Annotated in this window: 19 protein-coding genes; 7 read left to right on the plus strand and 12 right to left on the minus strand. The window is 68.8% G+C overall.

Translation table 11 applies throughout. The features are described from left to right. Positions 1-45: 45 nt before the first annotated feature. Complete coding sequence (locus tag ACOZ4I_RS01785) at positions 46-2,022, minus strand: heme-binding protein (protein WP_424002425.1); 1,977 nt, start codon at positions 2,020-2,022, stop codon at positions 46-48. Positions 2,023-2,148: 126 nt separating this feature from the next. Between ACOZ4I_RS01785 and ACOZ4I_RS01790 the strand changes: the two genes are divergently transcribed. Beyond that, entirely contained in the window at positions 2,149-3,075 is a 927-nt protein-coding gene (locus tag ACOZ4I_RS01790) for a S49 family peptidase (RefSeq protein WP_424002427.1), read from the plus strand. Between the two features lie 2 nt (positions 3,076-3,077). Then, a complete protein-coding gene (locus ACOZ4I_RS01795) occupies positions 3,078-4,202 on the plus strand; it encodes a DUF4350 domain-containing protein (RefSeq protein WP_424002429.1) in 1,125 nt (374 codons plus the stop codon). Between the two features lie 64 nt (positions 4,203-4,266). On the opposite strand, the gene ACOZ4I_RS01800 is transcribed toward ACOZ4I_RS01795, so the two are convergent. The 4 genes from ACOZ4I_RS01800 to ACOZ4I_RS01815 all read right to left on the minus strand — a co-directional run bounded on the left by ACOZ4I_RS01800 (position 4,267) and on the right by ACOZ4I_RS01815 (position 7,112). Continuing rightward, on the minus strand, positions 4,267-4,584 hold the full coding sequence (locus ACOZ4I_RS01800; protein WP_424002431.1) for a DUF5783 family protein: 318 nt from the start codon (positions 4,582-4,584) through the stop codon (positions 4,267-4,269). 41 nt (positions 4,585-4,625) lie between these two features. Beyond that, positions 4,626-4,859 carry a hypothetical protein gene (locus tag ACOZ4I_RS01805; RefSeq protein ID WP_424002433.1) on the minus strand — a complete coding sequence of 78 codons (234 nt, stop codon included), beginning with the start codon at positions 4,857-4,859 and terminating at the stop codon, positions 4,626-4,628. 106 nt (positions 4,860-4,965) lie between these two features. Continuing rightward, complete coding sequence (locus tag ACOZ4I_RS01810) at positions 4,966-6,429, minus strand: DHHA1 domain-containing protein (protein WP_424002435.1); 1,464 nt, start codon at positions 6,427-6,429, stop codon at positions 4,966-4,968. A gap of 116 nt (positions 6,430-6,545) precedes the next feature. Continuing rightward, complete coding sequence (locus ACOZ4I_RS01815; RefSeq protein ID WP_424002437.1) at positions 6,546-7,112, minus strand: hypothetical protein; 567 nt, start codon at positions 7,110-7,112, stop codon at positions 6,546-6,548. A 195-nt stretch (positions 7,113-7,307) separates the two neighbouring features. Between ACOZ4I_RS01815 and ACOZ4I_RS01820 the strand changes: the two genes are divergently transcribed. Next, positions 7,308-8,033 carry a PspA/IM30 family protein gene (locus ACOZ4I_RS01820; RefSeq protein WP_424002439.1) on the plus strand — a complete coding sequence of 242 codons (726 nt, stop codon included), beginning with the start codon at positions 7,308-7,310 and terminating at the stop codon, positions 8,031-8,033. A gap of 51 nt (positions 8,034-8,084) precedes the next feature. Here ACOZ4I_RS01820 and ACOZ4I_RS01825 read toward each other — a convergent pair whose 3' ends face one another. From ACOZ4I_RS01825 to ACOZ4I_RS01850, 6 genes are all read right to left on the minus strand, one after another. Continuing rightward, positions 8,085-8,852, minus strand: coding sequence for a uroporphyrinogen-III synthase (locus ACOZ4I_RS01825; protein ID WP_424002441.1), 768 nt, complete (start codon positions 8,850-8,852; stop codon positions 8,085-8,087). Beyond that, positions 8,852-9,607, minus strand: coding sequence for a uroporphyrinogen-III C-methyltransferase (gene cobA, locus ACOZ4I_RS01830; RefSeq protein ID WP_424002443.1), 756 nt, complete (start codon positions 9,605-9,607; stop codon positions 8,852-8,854). The genes ACOZ4I_RS01825 and cobA overlap by 1 nt, the downstream gene beginning before the upstream one ends. Further along, on the minus strand, positions 9,604-10,770 hold the full coding sequence (gene hemC / locus ACOZ4I_RS01835; RefSeq protein ID WP_424002445.1) for a hydroxymethylbilane synthase: 1,167 nt from the start codon (positions 10,768-10,770) through the stop codon (positions 9,604-9,606). The genes cobA and hemC overlap by 4 nt, the downstream gene beginning before the upstream one ends. 56 nt (positions 10,771-10,826) lie before the next feature. After that, on the minus strand, positions 10,827-11,099 hold the full coding sequence (locus ACOZ4I_RS01840; RefSeq protein WP_424002447.1) for a hypothetical protein: 273 nt from the start codon (positions 11,097-11,099) through the stop codon (positions 10,827-10,829). Between the two features lie 64 nt (positions 11,100-11,163). After that, entirely contained in the window at positions 11,164-11,709 is a 546-nt protein-coding gene (locus tag ACOZ4I_RS01845; protein WP_424002449.1) for a CDP-2,3-bis-(O-geranylgeranyl)-sn-glycerol synthase, read from the minus strand. 146 nt (positions 11,710-11,855) lie between these two features. Then, on the minus strand, positions 11,856-12,230 hold the full coding sequence (locus ACOZ4I_RS01850) for a NifU family protein (protein WP_424002451.1): 375 nt from the start codon (positions 12,228-12,230) through the stop codon (positions 11,856-11,858). A 147-nt stretch (positions 12,231-12,377) separates the two neighbouring features. Here ACOZ4I_RS01850 and ACOZ4I_RS01855 point away from each other — a divergent pair, with 147 nt between their 5' ends. Further along, the gene (locus ACOZ4I_RS01855; RefSeq protein ID WP_424002452.1) at positions 12,378-12,911 is read left to right on the plus strand and encodes an ArsR family transcriptional regulator; all 534 of its coding nucleotides are present in this window, start codon (positions 12,378-12,380) and stop codon (positions 12,909-12,911) included. 70 nt (positions 12,912-12,981) lie between these two features. Here the strand turns inward: ACOZ4I_RS01855 and ACOZ4I_RS01860 are convergent, their stop codons facing one another. Next, the gene (locus ACOZ4I_RS01860) at positions 12,982-13,455 is read right to left on the minus strand and encodes a DUF6789 family protein (protein ID WP_424002454.1); all 474 of its coding nucleotides are present in this window, start codon (positions 13,453-13,455) and stop codon (positions 12,982-12,984) included. A 142-nt stretch (positions 13,456-13,597) separates the two neighbouring features. Between ACOZ4I_RS01860 and ACOZ4I_RS01865 the strand changes: the two genes are divergently transcribed. From ACOZ4I_RS01865 to twy1, 3 genes are all read left to right on the plus strand, one after another. Continuing rightward, on the plus strand, positions 13,598-14,170 hold the full coding sequence (locus tag ACOZ4I_RS01865; RefSeq protein ID WP_424002456.1) for a peroxidase-related enzyme: 573 nt from the start codon (positions 13,598-13,600) through the stop codon (positions 14,168-14,170). Positions 14,171-14,488: 318 nt separating this feature from the next. Then, positions 14,489-14,626 (plus strand): hypothetical protein, encoded by a 138-nt coding sequence (locus ACOZ4I_RS01870; protein WP_424002458.1) that lies wholly within the window; start codon positions 14,489-14,491, stop codon positions 14,624-14,626. 74 nt (positions 14,627-14,700) lie between these two features. Continuing rightward, the gene (twy1, locus tag ACOZ4I_RS01875) at positions 14,701-15,681 is read left to right on the plus strand and encodes a 4-demethylwyosine synthase TYW1 (protein ID WP_424002460.1); all 981 of its coding nucleotides are present in this window, start codon (positions 14,701-14,703) and stop codon (positions 15,679-15,681) included. Positions 15,682-15,691 lie beyond the last annotated feature (10 nt).

Here is a 15,691-nt window from a genome sequence, read left to right on the forward strand (position 1 = left end):
GTCGGCGCCGCGACGGATCGCTACGGCTCGTAACGGACGGCCCGCTCAGGCCAGGAAGACGTGTCGCGGCCGGTCGGCGAGCACGTCGCGGCCCCAGCTCACCGTGTCCGAGAAGGCGTCAGAGCGGAAGAACGCCATTGCGTCGTCCTTCGAGTCCCACTGACTCGCGATGAACATGTCGTTCTCGTCGTCGGTGTTCGCGAGCAGCGAGGTCTCGCGGTGACCGTCCATCTCTTCGAGCAGATCGCCCACCGTCGCGAACTTCTCGACGAAGTCCTCGCGATGCTCGGGCTTGACGGTGTAGAACATCCCCATCGTGCCGAAGCCGTCGCCCTCGCCGGCGCGGCCGACGACGCCGGGAAGGTCGGTCAGGTAGCCGCTCGCGGTCTCGGCGGCGTCTTCGGTCTCCCACAGGGAGGCGACGGCAGCGAGGTCGTCGCCGCCGTACACCGTCGTCCGGACGTGCGTGTCGTAGCGGTCGAAGGCGCTCCGGAGGTCCGCGACCTCGCCGTCGAGCGTCTCGGCGTCGGCCTCCGAGTAGACGACGAGCGCGTACACGTCCTCGCCGTGGGGTTTGCCGGCGTAGACGCCCTCGGCTTCGAGCTGGTCGCGGATGGACTGCGAGGACTCGGCTGGCCCGTGGCCGCGGTCCTCGCTGTCGCCGCCGTCGCTCGCGCCGAGCGGACCGCCGACCGTCTCCTCGATGCCGTCGATGTCGGTCAGGAACCCGGCGGCGGTCTCGGCGGCGTCCTTCGCCGTCCAGACGCTGACGACGTGGGTCTGGCCGCTGTCGGCGCGGACCGTCGTGGTCACGTGACGGTCGTAGTGGTCGAAGCTCTCGGCGAGGTCCGACACGTCGTCGACGATGTCCTCCGCGTCCGCCGAGGACCGGAAGACGAGCGCGTAGTCGCCGGCGTCGTAGTCCTCGCCCTCGACCATGCCGAGCCGGCCGACGCGCTGGACGGCGTCGTCGACCTCTTCGAAGTCGGCCGAGACGTCCGGTCGCCCGCCGCTCGAACCGCCAGACCCGCTCGGGTGGTCGGCGTCCTCGTCGGGCGCGTCCTCGGCGTGCGGGTGATCGCCCTGCCCGGCGCTTCCGGGGTGGGCGTTGCCGTGGCCCTCTGCATCGCCACCGGCGTGTCCGTGCGCCGACGCGCCCTGACCGCCGTCGTGCTCCGCGGCGCTGGCCGTCGCGGCACCGGCATCCGGTTCGGCCGCGGTCGGTCCCGAGTCAGTGGGGACGCGCTGGCCGGCCAGGACGGCCGGCAGGTCAGCGGGCGCGAACTTCCGACCGACGTAGAACGGGCCGAACTCGGCGTACTTCGACGAGGACGGGTCGAAGCGCATCTCCGTCAGCAGTTCCTTGATGTTCCGCATGTCGTCGGACCAGAGCGTGATGCCCCACTCCCAGTCGTCGAAGCCAATGGAGCCGGCGATCATCTGGTTCACGTCGCCGCCGTAGCCCCGGCCGATGTCGCCGTGGCGCTTGATGTGGGCCGCCCGCTCCTCGAAGGCCGTGTCGTACCAGTTCTGCTCCGGCTGGCGGCGCTTGCTCATCGGGTAGAAGCAGACGAACTCGTCGTCGGGCAGGTCGGGATGGAGGCGGGCCTGGATGTACTGCGCGAGGCCGGAGTCGTCGTCGACCTCGCCCTCGAAGTATTCCCGGGACTTCTCCGTGTAGCCGGAGGCCTCGGTCACCGAGAGATAGGAGTACTCCCGCTCGGTGAAGGCGGCGAACTCGGTCTGCTCGAAGTGGCGCTCGGCGGCGTCGAGGTCGCCCATCGTCGGTCGCAGGTGGAGGATCATGATGTCGGCCTTGTGCCCCATGACCGTGTACACCGCCGTCTGGCCCTCGTCGGCGTCCTCGACGGCCTCGTAGGCTTCGAGGAAGTCGATGCCCTCGGAGAGCGCGCGGTCGCGGACCCGCTGGGGAGCCTCCCGCCAGGCGTCCCAGTCGATGCTCCGGCAGTCGTGCAGCGCGTACCAGCCCTCTTCGGTGGCTGGGGGCTTGCGCTTGTCCATAGCCGACGGTTACAGGTCGATACTAACGAACCTTCCCATCTCCGCGTCGGGCGACGCCGACTGCTGGCTCGGCAGTTCAGGCCGCCCTTTTATTAGCCAGTCGTTGCAGCGGACGAATGTGGTCCCATGAACAACCCAATCGACAGACGGGTCGCGACTGCCCTCCGTTCGTACACGGTCCTCGCGGTCGTCGCCCTCCTCGTCGCCGCCGCGGTCGTTCCGTACGCGGCGTCGGTCGCTGCGACCGACGAGCAGTACGTCGCGGTCGTGAACGTCGACGAGACGATAACGAGTTCGAGCGCACAGAGCACCGTCCAGGAACTCCGCGATCTCCGGAGCAACGAATCGGTCGAGGCGGTCGTCCTGCGGGTGTCGAGCCCCGGCGGGAGCGCCGCCGCAAGCGAGTCGATGTACCTCGCGGTCAAGCGCCTCGCGGCCGAGAAGCCGGTGTACACGAGCGTCGGCCAGTACGCCGCCTCGGGCGCGTACTACACGGCGGTCCCGAGCGACCGCATCTACGTGACGCCGGCGAGCCTCGTCGGTCACGTGGGCGTCATCGGCACCGTCCCCGGTGACGGACTGAGTTCTTCCGCGACGACCGGGCCGGACAAGGCCCACCGCGGCATGACGCGCGACCAGTACTTCGCCAGCCTCGAGTCGATGAAGCGCTCGTTCGTCGGCGCGGTCATGACCGAGCGCGGCGACCGGCTGACGGTCTCCCGCCAGACCGTCGCCGAGGCGTCGGCCTACACCGGCGGCCGCGCTGTCCAGACCGGCTACGCCGACGAAATTGGCGGCCTCGAAGCGGCCATCGCGGGCGCGGCCGAAGCCGCCGGCCTCTCGGAGTACCAGGTCACGTATCGCAATCCCGCACAGGCCCAGAGCCTGCTGCTGCTCTCCGGCTCGAACGGGGCCGGACAGAACGCCACCGTCGCCGCCGAGCGCGCGCCCTACACGTTCCGCGGCGTCGACTCGGTCCACTTCCTCATGATCTACGGAACGCCGGAACACCAGCGCGTCGTCTACAACAGCAGCGCGACGGGGGGTGCCTGACGATGGCGCTCACCGGAACGGTCGCCCGCGTCGGCTTCTTCGTCGCCGTGGTCGTCGTCGCGTCCGCCGTCGGGGCGGCTCTGGTCGGCAGCGGCGGTCAGTCGGCCCCCGCCGTCTCCGAGGTCGACGCCCAGTCGTTCAACAGCGACGGGGCCGTCGCCGACGTGCCGGCGGAGAACGGCACGCTCTCGATGTCGGCCGACGCCGACGGGGCGGTCGTCGTCATCGACACCGCCCACTCGGCGAGCATCGACCGCGAAGAACTGTCGCCGCTCGTCTCGACGCTGACCGAGAACGGTGCGACGGTGCGCTACCACGTCGGCGAGCGCCAGGGCGGGCGGCCGCTGAACGCCTCGCTGCGCTCGGCCGACGCCCTCGTCGTCGTCGGGGCCCAGCAGCGCTACACCGAGAGCCAACTGGACGGGCTGTCGGCGTTCACCGACGCCGGCGGCCGCGTCCTGTTGCTGAACGAGCCCTCGCAGGCGACCGCCGCCGGCCTGGGCATCGTCGTCTCTCTCGGCAGCGAGGGCGTGACCAGCCCGATGGCCCCGCTGGCGAGCCAGTACGGCCTCGCCTACGAGAACGGCTACCTGTACAACATGCACCAGTACGACACCAACTACCGGAGCGTCTACGCGACGCCGTCCGGCGACTCGGCGCTCACCGAGGGCGTCGACCGTGCGGTGTTCCACGCCGCCATCCCGGTCAGCGGCGGCGAGCAAGCCGTCACGGCGACGGAGCGAACCACGCTCTCACAGACCAGACGACAGGGGACCTACGGCGTCGTCGCCCGGTCCGGTCCCGTGGTCGCCGTCGGCGATACGAACGTCATCAGCCAGGAGTACCTCTACCGTGCCGACAACGAGGAACTGGTCGGGAACCTGCTCGACTTCCTCGTCTCGGGCCAGAAGTCCCCCGCGAACGCCCCGCAGCCGGCCGGTCCGTCGCAGTCCGGTCCCGATGCAACCGTTCCCGGGAGCGGCGGTGCGACCATCGGCGGGGGCGGCGGTGCGCCGGCACCCCAGCCCACCCCCGAGTCGACGGTCGCCCCCGAGTCGACAGCAACGCCCGAACCGACGTCGACCCCTGACCCGACAGCGACTCCAGAATCGACGCCTGCCGAGTGAGGCACGCGAGTCCCGTTTTTTCGGCACCGACGCCTCGATCGTCTCCGACAGCACCGCCCGCCGCTCAGTCGTCCAGCCCGAAGACGCGCCGCAGTTCGGTCTCGATCTCCTCGACGTACGTCGAGAGCACGGCGTCGAGCTTCTCGTCGTCGACGATGATCGCCGTCAGGCGGTCGGTGGGGTCCTCGGGCAGCTCAACGGTGAACTCACCGTCCTCGTAGAATGGCTCGGACTCGTTGAGGATCTGCTGGTCGATGGCGTGGACCAGTTCCGAGTCGTAGGTGTCGTTCATCCGCTCGAAGGCGTTCTTGTACGCCTTCTGTAGCTCCGGGAAGTAGTTCGCGTACTTGTCCTCGAATTTCTCTGGGTCGAACTCCGTCATTGCCCGGACGGTCGGCGGCCGGGAATAAAGATGGCCCGATACTAGCGCTGCATGGTCCGGGCGTCCTTCTGTGGCAGATACACGGTGAGGTACGCGACGAAGCAGATGCCGAAGACGCCGCCGAGGACGAGGTACACCCGGACGTCGAGACCCGCCACGATTGCGAGTATCTCTTCGAGCGTGGCCCGCGGGCTCGCGAAGCCGAACGTCTCTGTGTAGGCCAGAAGCCCCGCGAGGGCGACCAGTGCAACGTCGAACAGGCCCCGAGAGTCCATCGGGTGGGTATCGGAGAACGACACGTATAATTTTATTGCTGATACTCGGTCGTGGCGAGAGAAACACACACTCATCACCCGAACGGCGTGTTTGGCCCCGCTCGTGCTACGACAACTGGTCGCTGATAATCTCGTCGGCGGCCTCGACGAAGGCGTCCTCCTCGCCGGCCGGCACGGTCGCGCCCGCCGCGATGTCGTGACCGCCGCCGTCGCCGCCGACGGACTGGGCGGCCTCTCGCATCACGGCCGAGAGGTCGACGCCGCGACCGACGAGCGGTCCCGTCGCGCGCGCGGACACCTTCGTCTCCTCGTCGTCCTTGCTGGCGAAGGCGATGATGGGCTTGTCCGAGTCGACGCCGTCGGTGCCAAGCGCCATTCCGGCGACGATGCCGACGATGGTCTCGCGGACGGCGTCGCCTGCGTCGAACCACTGGACCGACCCGGCCTGCGTGACGCCGCGCTCTTTGACGAGCGTCAGCCCCTCCGAGAGATTGCGGCGGTGGTTCGAGAGGAGCCGCCGGGCGCGTTCCAGGGGGGCGTCGCGCTCGCCGAGACACACCGCCAGCCCCACGTCCGCCCGCTCGTACCGGGCGGTGGCGTTCAGCAGCGTCGAGAACTCGCTGGCGTCGCGCAGTTCCGTCCCGCTGGGCTCGGCCGGCAGGGTGTAGGTGGTCCCGACGAGGGTCTCGATCTTGTCCGCCGGGACGCCGCGCTCGACCGCTCGCCGGACCAGGGCGCTCGCGACGGTCTGGCGCTCGTCGTCGGTGAGGTCGGCCCACGTCCGCCACTCGCCGTCGGCCTTCAGGTCGAGCCCGAGGCCTTCGAGGAACCGGGTCGCGCCGGCCTCGTCGTTGGAGATGCCGGGGATGGGGACCTCCGTCGCGTATTCGAGGAGTTTCGGGAGTGGGCGGGTCTGCTTGCCGTACAGCGAGAGGTCGGTCCCCTCCTCGACGACGCCGGCTTCGATCCCTTCTTCGACCAGTCCGGCGTTCGCGCCGACCAGCTCGCCGCCGACGGCCTGCATGTCCCCGACGGCCCCGACGACGGCCAGCGAGGCGAGGTCCCGGTTGTCGGTGTCCTCGTCCGCGAGCGCGCGGGCGAGGACGTACGCCGCGCCGGCGCCCGAGAGCTCCGACGCGCCGTCGATGCCCTCCAGCAGCGGATTGAGGTGCGTCTCGAAGTCGGCGTAGCCGTCGGTATCCATCACGGCGTCGGGGTGGCAGTCCGCGGGGTCCGACGGCTGGTGATGGTCGGCGATCACGGCCTCGAAGTCGCCCGCGGCGACGTGTTCGGAGATCACGTCGAGCTGGCCCGAGCCGAAGTCGGTGAACAGCACGGTGTCGTACTCGCGGGCAGCGATGCTCGCGATCTCCGTCGCGTCGAGTTGCTTCTTGAACACCGTCTCGACTGGAATGTCGGCCCGCGACAGCGCCGTCGTGGCGACGGCGGCGCTGGTCAGCCCGTCGGCGTCGATGTGGGACGCGAGCAGGACGCGGTCGGCCGCTCGGAGGCGGTCGGCACACGCCGTCGCGCGGTCGGCGAGCGCGGGGACCGGGCCGGTCGTTGTCATCGTACCGGGGGTAGGTGCGCCCCGGGATAAAAACGTTCAGACGCGGAGCGCTCGCGGCGTCGAAGTCCCGGAAACGCCGCTATACCGCTCGCCCGACGCTCCGCATGGCCTCGCGCTCATCCGACGTTGCGCTGGTCGGTGAGCGTGACGGTCCGGTCGGCCGTCGTCACGGTGGTCTGGACGGTGATCCAGCCGCCGGCCCGCTGAATGGCGAAGCCGTCCCGGTAGGACAGTTCGACGCGCCGCGTCGCGGTGTAGGTGTCGTCGCCGTCGAGCGTCCCGACGGGTTCGGATCCCGACCAGACCGGTTCGCCGCCGGTGTCGTTTCCGGCGTAGATGCGCGTGGTGACCGTGACGTTCCGTGCCGTCCGGTCCTGGCGGTTCGTCAGCGTCGAGGTCACGTCGCGGCAGGTCCGTCCGCAGGACTCGATGGCGTCGACGGCAAACGAAAAGGGAGGACGGCTCTGCGTCTCGCGCTCGGTCGCCGAGGGCTGTTGTGCACCACCGCCCGTTCTCTCGTCTCCGGCGGCCGCGTCGGCGTCTGCCGCCGGCGTCTCGGTCGGGAGCGGCGCAACCGGCTCACTCCCGCCGGGGACCGGGCCGACGCCCGCGACGAACGCCGCGACGCCGCCGGCGAACACCAGCGCGCAGACGCCGCTGACTGCGAGCAACTTCTCGTTCATTGCCTGTCCGTCCGGCCCGATCCCATATCAAGCGGGGAGACGTTGGACGCGAGTTTCGCTCACTTCGCTCGATTAACCACGTGTTAAGCCGTGGAGACACCGCGCTATTATAATGGTGTCAACCGTACGACTGGACATGTCTTCGTTCGCGACCAGAGAGCAGCCGATTCAGACACTCGATTGGGCGGGACAGCCATGAGTCTGCTCGGGCGGTTCCTGTTCGTCGTCAGGTCGAAGCTCAACGCCCTCCTGAACCGGGCGTCCGACCCGTCGGCGGAACTGGACTACTCCTACGAGCAGTTGCGAGACGAACTTCAGGACGTGACCCGCGGCATCGCCGACGTGACGACCCAGAAGAAGCGACTGGAGATCCACCGCCGTCGCCTGCGCGACAACGTCGAGAAACACGACGCCCAGGCCCGCTCGGCGCTCCAGCAGGGCCGCGAGGACCTCGCGCGGCGCGCACTGGAGAAGAAACAGGTCAACGTCGGCCAGATCTCGGAGCTGACGGCCCAGATCGACGATCTGCAGGAGACCCAGGACCGTCTGGTCGGCAAGCGCGCCGAACTCAGCAGTCAGGTCGAGCGGTTCCGAACGAGAAAGGAGACGATGAAGGCCCGCTACGAGGCCGCCGAGGCGTCGGCGCGGGTCTCCGAAGCGTTCACCGGGGCCGGGGACACGATGGCCGACGTACACCGGTCCATCGAGCGAGCGACCGAGCGCACGGAGCGCATGGAGGCCCGCGCGGCCGCGCTCGAAGAACTGGAGGAGAGCGGCGACCTCGAGTCGGTGCTGGACGAGGGCGACTCCATCGACCGCGAACTCGACCGCCTCTCCAGCGAGCGGGCCGTCGACAACGAACTGGAGACGCTCCGCGCCGAGATCGAGGGGACACGCGAGCGGGCAGAGGCGTCGGAGTAGCGTCCGGAGAGGAGACCTGGTGCGGGCAGTCGGTCGCCGCTTCCCGACCCGTCACTCGCGGTGCGTAGGCGCCGCCGCTTCGACGACCTCGCAGGCCAGTGCCTCGAAGTCAGCGCGCTCCGGAACCACGTCGACGACGATTCCGTGATCCTCGGCCGTCTCGCGCGTCGGCTCGCCGATCGCGCCTACCGTCGCCTCGTTCAGGCCGGACACCGCCTCGTCCCGGACGCCGCGTTCGGCGGCCGCCTCGAGGAAGTGCTCGACCGTCAGCGAGGAGGTGAACAGCGCCGCGTCGAGGTCGCCGGCGGCCGCCAGATCGGCCGACTCGCCCGACCCCTCGGGGCGGACGAGCCGATAGAGAATCGTCTCGTGGACGTACGCGCCGGCCGCCTCCAGCCCGTCGGTCAGCACCGCCGAGCCGTGGTCCGAGCGGGCGACCTCGACGCGCGCGCCGGCCACCTCGGCGTCGAGCGCCGCGACGAGTCCGGTCGAGGAGTACTCCTCGGGGACCACGTCGACGGTGTAGCCGGCCTCGCGGAGCGCGTCGGCGGTCGATTCGCCGATGGCACACACCGTCGCCGTTCCGGGCTCCCAGCCAGCGCCGGCGGCGAGTTCGACGCCGGTCTTGCTCGTCAGGACGACGTAGTCGGCGTCGGTCCGGGGTGCGACCTGCTCGCCGCCGTCGGTGGCCGGCTCGACCGCGAGCATCGGGTCGGGGACCGCGTCTGCGCCGAGCGATTCGAGGAGTTCCACGGCGTCGGCCAGTCGTTCGTCGTCGGGGCGAAACGCGGCGACGCGAAGGCGCGGGGCCTCGCGCATCAGTACCCCTCCAGGAACGACACCACCCGCTCGCGCTCGCCGGCCACGTCACCGATGACAGTGATCGCGGGCGGCTCGATATCGCGTTCGTCGCGGACCGAGACGATGGTGTCGAGCGTCCCGGTCGCCACGCGCTGTTCGGGCCGGGTCGCGCGCTCGACGAGCGCGACCGGCGTCTCGGGGTCCATCCCCGCCTCGCGCAGCGCCTCGGTGTACTGGGGCAGTTTGCCGACCCCCATCAGGACGACGAGCGTGCCGCCGGTCGCGGCCAGCGCCGCCCAGTCGACGGCCGACTCGTCTTTCGTCGGGTCCTCGTGGCCGGTGACAAAGGAGACCGACGAGGCGTGGTCGCGGTGCGTGACCGGGATGCCCGCGGCCTGGGGTCCGGCGATGGCGCTCGTGATTCCCGGGACGATCTCGACCGGAATCTCGTTCTCGGCGAGGTGCGCAAGCTCCTCGCCGCCGCGGCCGAATACCGTCGGGTCGCCCCCTTTCAGTCGGACGACGGTCTTGCCCGCTTCGGCGAGTTCGACCATCCGCGCGTTGGTGTACTCCTGTGGCGTCCACTCGCCGCCAGCGCGCTTGCCAACGTCCTCCCGTTTCTCCTCGGGGATCGCGCCGAGGATTTCCGGGCCGGGGAGCTTGTCGTGGAGCACCACGTCGGCCTCCTCCAGCAGGCGCTTTGCCTTGACCGTCAGCAGGTCGGGGTCGCCGGGTCCCGAGCCGACGAGGTACACCTTGCCGACCTCGGTCATGCGTCGTCTTCCTCCCGCGCGGTCGCGGCGTCGTCGTCCGCGCCGCCGGTCTCCCGCTTCGCCTCGGCGATGAGGTCGTCGGCCCCCCGCTCTGCGAGTTCGTCGGCGAGGTCCTGGGCCGCCGAGATGTGGCGCTCCGCCGGGAGGTCGCGGGCGACCGAGACCTCCTCGTCGCCATCGCGCGAGAGCACGCGGACGCGCGTGTGAACCACGCCGCCCTCGACCGTGGCGTGGACGCCGATGGGGGCGACGCAGCCGCCGCCCAGTTCTTCGAGAATCGTCCGCTCGACGGTCGTCTCGACGCGGGTCTTGGGGTCGTCGAGGCGCTCCTTGATGTCGAGCGCGAGGTCGCCGTCGACGGCGGTGATGGCCAGTGCGCCCTGGCCCGGCGCGGGGACGAACCGGTCGGGGTCGAGGTCGCTCAATTCGACGTAGCGCGTGAGGTCGGCGCGGTAGAGGCCGGCCCTCGCCAGCACGATGGCGTCGTACTCCACGTCGAGGTCGCGCTCCATCGAGCGCCGTTCCAGTTCCGTGAGGTCGTCGAACCACTCCTCGACCGTGCGGTCGTAGGGGTGATCCTCGCCGTCTGTCTCGTCAGCTTCGTCCACGTCGCCACCCGCCTCGCCCTTGCGCTCCTGTTCGGCCTCGTGGCGCTCCTGGTGGTCACGCTGGAGCGACGGGGCGAGTAGCTTCTCGATGCGCGTGTCGACGTTGCCCCGCAGCGGTTCCACGGTCAGGTCGGGCCGCTCGGCGAGCAACTGGGCGCGTCGGCGCAGGCTCGACGTGCCGACAGTCGCGCCCTCCGGGAGTTCGTCCAGCGAGCGGCCGTCGGGCGTCACCAGCACGTCGTCGGCCGGGCCCCGCTCGGGGACGCCCGCGACGACGAGGCGCTCGGGGCGCTCGGTCGGCATGTCCTTCATCGAGTGGACCGCCGCGTCGAGGTCGCCGTCGAGCACCTTCTCGTCGAGGCTCCGGACGAACGCGCCGGTCTTGCCCAGTCGGTGGATGAGTTCGTCCCGGATCTGGTCGCCCGTCGTCTCCACCTCGACGAGTTCGACCGAGAGCCGGCGGCTCGACAGCGCGTCCCGAACCGTCTCCGCCTGCCGCAACGCGAGGTCCGATCCTCGCGTCGCCAGTCGCAGCGTCTCCCCTCGTGTAGTCATACTCGACACTCCTCGGTCAGCGCGTAAAAACGCACTTCTTCGTCGGTTCGATGGAGCTACGCAGTTCGTTCGGCGAGGACCGTCTCGGACACGAACTGCGAAACGAACCCCGCGAGGAACGTCGTCACGCCGCCGGCGACGAGGGCGAAGTCGATCACGCTGTTGAGCGTCTCGACGGGACCGACGCTTATCGTGAGGACCACGTACGCGTGCAGGAGGACGTACATGACTGGGAGGAAGATCGCCGAACAGAGCACCCCGGTCGCCGTCGCGCGCCGAATGGGTGGCGGGGTCCGTCTGAGGATAGGGAGGGTGTTGGTCAGGGCCATCTGCTGTGACATTGTTGGCGACGCAGGTAGTTCTAGGGGGGACTCCGCGGGCCGGTACGGAGTGTTACCACGGCTCGTTCTTCAGGCCGAGGAAGTACGCGATGGCGTTGGTCACGACGTGGAGCACCGGCGTCGCCACGAGGACGACGACGAGCACGGGGAGGGTGAACGTCTCGCCGAACCACGACGGCGCGGCGACGAACGCACAGACGAGCGCGCCGACGACGAAGTCGAGCTGGTCCAGTCCGGGGAACGCGGCCCCGCGCTCGCGGCCCGACCGGCGCTTGAGGAACGAGGCCCCGATGTCGCCGACCATCGCGCCGAAGGCCAGCCCGACGCCGGCCAGCAGTGGGAAGGTCGGTAGCGTGTAGCCGACGGCGGCGCTCACGCTCGGTGACAGTGCGTTGAGGGCGACTGCGAGCGCCGCTCCGGCGAGCGTCCCGGCCGCGGTTCCGCGCCAGGTCTTGCCGTCGCCGAGGAGGCGGCTGTCGCCCCACGTTCGGCCGCCGTCGATCGGTCTCCCGCCGCCGGCGAGCACCGCGGCGTTGTTCGGAACGTACGCCGGCAACATCGCCCACAGCGCCCACACGACGGTCCCAACAGTCTCCATGTTCGCCGCGACTGTCCCCGTGGTCTTAATCGGTGTGGCTCTGGGCGGGCGCGACGGGGACGGTGACCCTTCCAACGGCGCGTCGCGACCTGTTCGACGAGCCGACGGCTCCGAGCCGTCGCGTCCGAAAAAAGCGAGTGCTGGCCTCAGAACGGCGCTTCGGGACCTTCGTCTTCGTCGCCGCCGACATCGCCGCCGCGGGACTCGCCGGGGAACGACGGGCTCATGCCGCCGCTGCCGCCGGCCATGCCCTCCTGCTGGTCCATCCCGGTTCGCGCGGTGACTTCCTCGATCTCCGGGATCTCCTTGGTCATGCGCGTCTTGATGGCCTGAATGGTCATCGGGGAGATGCCACAGCCGGAACAGGCACCGCCGAGCCTGATGGTGACGCTCCCGGACTCGCGGTCGATCTCCTCGATGGCGGCGCTGCCGCCGTGCATCTGGATCTGCGGGAAGTTCCGACGCAGGAAGTTCGTGATGCGCTCGCGCAGGTCGTCTCCGTCCTCTGTCTCGGTGCTCATAGTGACTCGTATTCGGTCCCGGGAGGGCTTAGACCTTTGGACTGACCCGTTCGCCCGCCACCCCTCGCGGCCGTCGTCGACTGCCGTCTGAAGGGGTTACCTCGGGCATACCTGACACTTCTATCGGCGCGGCTGCTACCGGACCGTATGGCAGACGACCGAGCCCAGATGCGGCCGTTCGAGTGTGTGATCTGCGACGGCGTAGCGCTCGCGAGTGAGCCGCCGCGCTGCTGTGGCGAGGCGATGGCCACCGTCGAGCCCACCGACGCGATCGTCGACCCATCGCTGGAGACGCTCACGCGCACGGTGTTCGAGATGTCAGGGACCGAACTCGAAATCTGCCTCTGCGTCATGGCGGGCGGTGAGCTCACCGTGGCCGAACTGGCGGAACAGATCGAGTACGACCGGAGCGTGGTGGCGCGCCACCTCAATCACCTCGCCGACCTCGGCGTCGTCGAGAAACGCCGACGGATCCGCCCCGCGGGCGGACACGTGTACGTTTACACGCCGCGGGACCCCGAGACCGTCCGAGCGCGCCTACGCGAGGCGTTCCTGTCGTGGGTCGGCCTCGCCGCCGGCCAACTGGACGGGCTTACCCGGGAGAAGGTGGAGTCGATCGCCGAGTCCGAGACGGGTGAGCGCCGCTGGCGGGTGTTTCAAGAGCCGAATAGCACCGGCTGAAACGAGTTACACGCCGAGCACGCCGTCGTCGTTCGCTCGGGCATACACTGATCAGCGGCCCCGCTGGCTCTCAGAGTCGGTCGGCGGTCAGCGCGTACACGCCGCCGAGGACGACGCCGAATCCGACGTGCCACAGCAGCGACGGCGGCGCGAAGTTCGGGACCGGCGGCGATGCGGGGGAGCCGACGACTCCGAGCCAGACCGGCATCACCAGCGCCGCGAACACCGCCCAGGTGGCGATGCCCCAGCCGATGCCGAGTCCGAGAAGCGAGCCGGTCGAGTCCGTCTCCAGTAGGCGGGCCAGGCCGGCGAAGACGACGCCGAACACCGCGCCGTGGGCGAGGTGCACTGCGAGTCCGGCGGCCGGGTTCGGCGGCGGCGCGAGCGCGTACAGCGAGGGAATCGCGACCGCGAGCGTCGGCGGGTTCATCGCGAGAATCAGCGCGCCCATGACGGCGCTACCCGCGATGCCACCGAAGACGCCTGCTTTCCAGTTGCCGATTCCGAGGTCGTGTGATCTTGTCGTTTCGGTCGTCGTCGACATGCGGCTGAACCCTCGCCGGGCGAGCGAAAAGAGCCGGTGAGGGTGTTCGGGACCGGGCCACGTTCCCGTAAGAGCTATGAGTGGTCCACCGAACGGGAATCAGGCGGCAAAGTTTCAAGCCCGGCCCTCCCGCATCGGGAGTATGGCAGACGATGGCACGGCGATGCGTCGATTCGAGACGCCCGATGTCGAGGATCTCCCGGAGGACCTGCGCGACCGGATCGAGGAGGAGACCGACCGCGCGGGCTTCACGCCGAACATCTTTCCGGCGCTTTCGTATCGGCCGTCGCACTTCCGGGCGTTTTTTGCGTACCACGACGCGCTGGTCGAGGAGACTGAACTGGAACGCGAGGAGATCGAACTCATCATCGTGGCGGTCAGCGGCGTCAACGACTGCCTCTACTGCGTCGTCGCCCACGGCGCGTTGCTTCGCATCTACGCCGACGCGCCGCAACTGGCCGAGCAGGTCGCCACCAACCACCGGACCGCCGACATCAACGAGACCCACGCGGCCATGCTCGACTTCGCCGTGAAACTCACCGAGTCACCGGAACGCATCGACCAGCGGGACTTCGAACGCCTCGAAGAACTCGGCTATAGCCGGCGAGCGATCTGGGACGTCGGCAGTGTCGCCGCGTTCTTCAACCTCTCGAACCGACTGGCCCATCTGGCCGACATTCGACCGAACGAGGAGTTCTACGACCTGGGCCGCTGAGCGCTCGTCACGACGCGTCGAACGGTCGGACCGCGTCGCTCCCACAGTCGGGACAGATCATGTCGTCTTCGCCGGTCGCCAGCTGTGCGAACTCCGTCCGGCAGTCGCGACACCGGTACCGGTAATGACTCCCTTCCGACCCGAATAGACGGGATACTGTGCTAATTATCCCCATACTAAACCTCTCGGCTCCACGTCCGAAAATATTCCGGCTCAGCGACAGCTTAGCGCCCGATCTAATACATATAGCGTCGCTCGTGGCGACCACCTATTCATCTAGCAGTTTCGGTCTTGCCCGTCTAGGGCATCCCTTCGTCCATGAACAAAACCCTCTATCTGATGCAGAAGGACAGCGAAACGCGGATCGAAGTCGACGCGGACGGGTACGACCGGATCATGGAGAACGGGCTCGTCGTCGGCCACCACATGAGCAACCCCATCGTCAAGCTGACGTAATCGATTCGCAGTACGCGGTCGCGAGGCCGTCGACATCCGGGAGTTTTTGCCGCTGGATGCAGAACCCGTCTCCAATGAGCGACGCCGACGGCGGTCCAAAGCAGGTGTCGGACCCGGCCTACCACAGCGAGAACCACACGGCGGCCCAGACCTGCGGCTGGACGAAGAACGCGCTGCGCGGCGAGGGCAAGTGCTACAAGTACATCTTCTACGGCATCGAGTCCCACCGCTGCATTCAGATGACGCCGGTCGTCAAGTGCAACGAGCGGTGCGTGTTCTGCTGGCGCGACCACGCGGGCCACGCCTACGAACTCGGCGACGTGGAGTGGGACGACCCCGCCGCGGTTGCCGACGCCTCAGTGAAACTCCAGCGCAAACTGCTGTCGGGCTTCGGCGGCAACGACGAGGTGCCCCGCGAGGTGTTCGACGAGGCGATGGAACCGCGTCACGTCGCCATCTCGCTCGACGGCGAACCGACGCTGTATCCCTACCTCCCCGAACTCATCGAGGAGTTCCACGACCGCGACATCACCACCTTCCTCGTCTCGAACGGGACGAACACGGAGATGCTGGAGCGATGTGACCCCACGCAGCTATACGTCTCCGTCGACGCCGCCGACCGCCAGACGTTCGATTCGACCGTGAAGGCCGTCGAGGACGACGCCTGGGACTCGCTCGTGGACACGCTCGACGTGCTGGCCGAAAAAGACGAGACCCGCACGGTCATCCGAACGACGCTCGTGAAGGGCCACAACATGCACCACCCCGAGTGGTACGCGGCGATGTGCGACCGGGCCGACGCCGACTTCGTCGAGATGAAGGCGTACATGCACGTCGGCCACTCGCGAGGCCGTCTCGACCGTGACTCGATGCCCGACCACAGCGAGGTCAGGGCGTTCACCGAGGAACTGGGCGAATACCTGCCCGACCACGACGTGCTCAAGGAAGTCGAGGAGTCCCGCGTGGCGATGCTCGCACGCGAGAAGGAGACCTGGGTCCCGAAACTGGAGAAGTCGAGCGAGTTCTGGGAGCGGGACCCGGTGGCGGAGTACTGAGTGGGTTTTT

The organism is Haloarcula salina, from assembly GCF_049603855.1.
Lineage (GTDB): Archaea > Halobacteriota > Halobacteria > Halobacteriales > Haloarculaceae > Haloarcula > Haloarcula salina_A.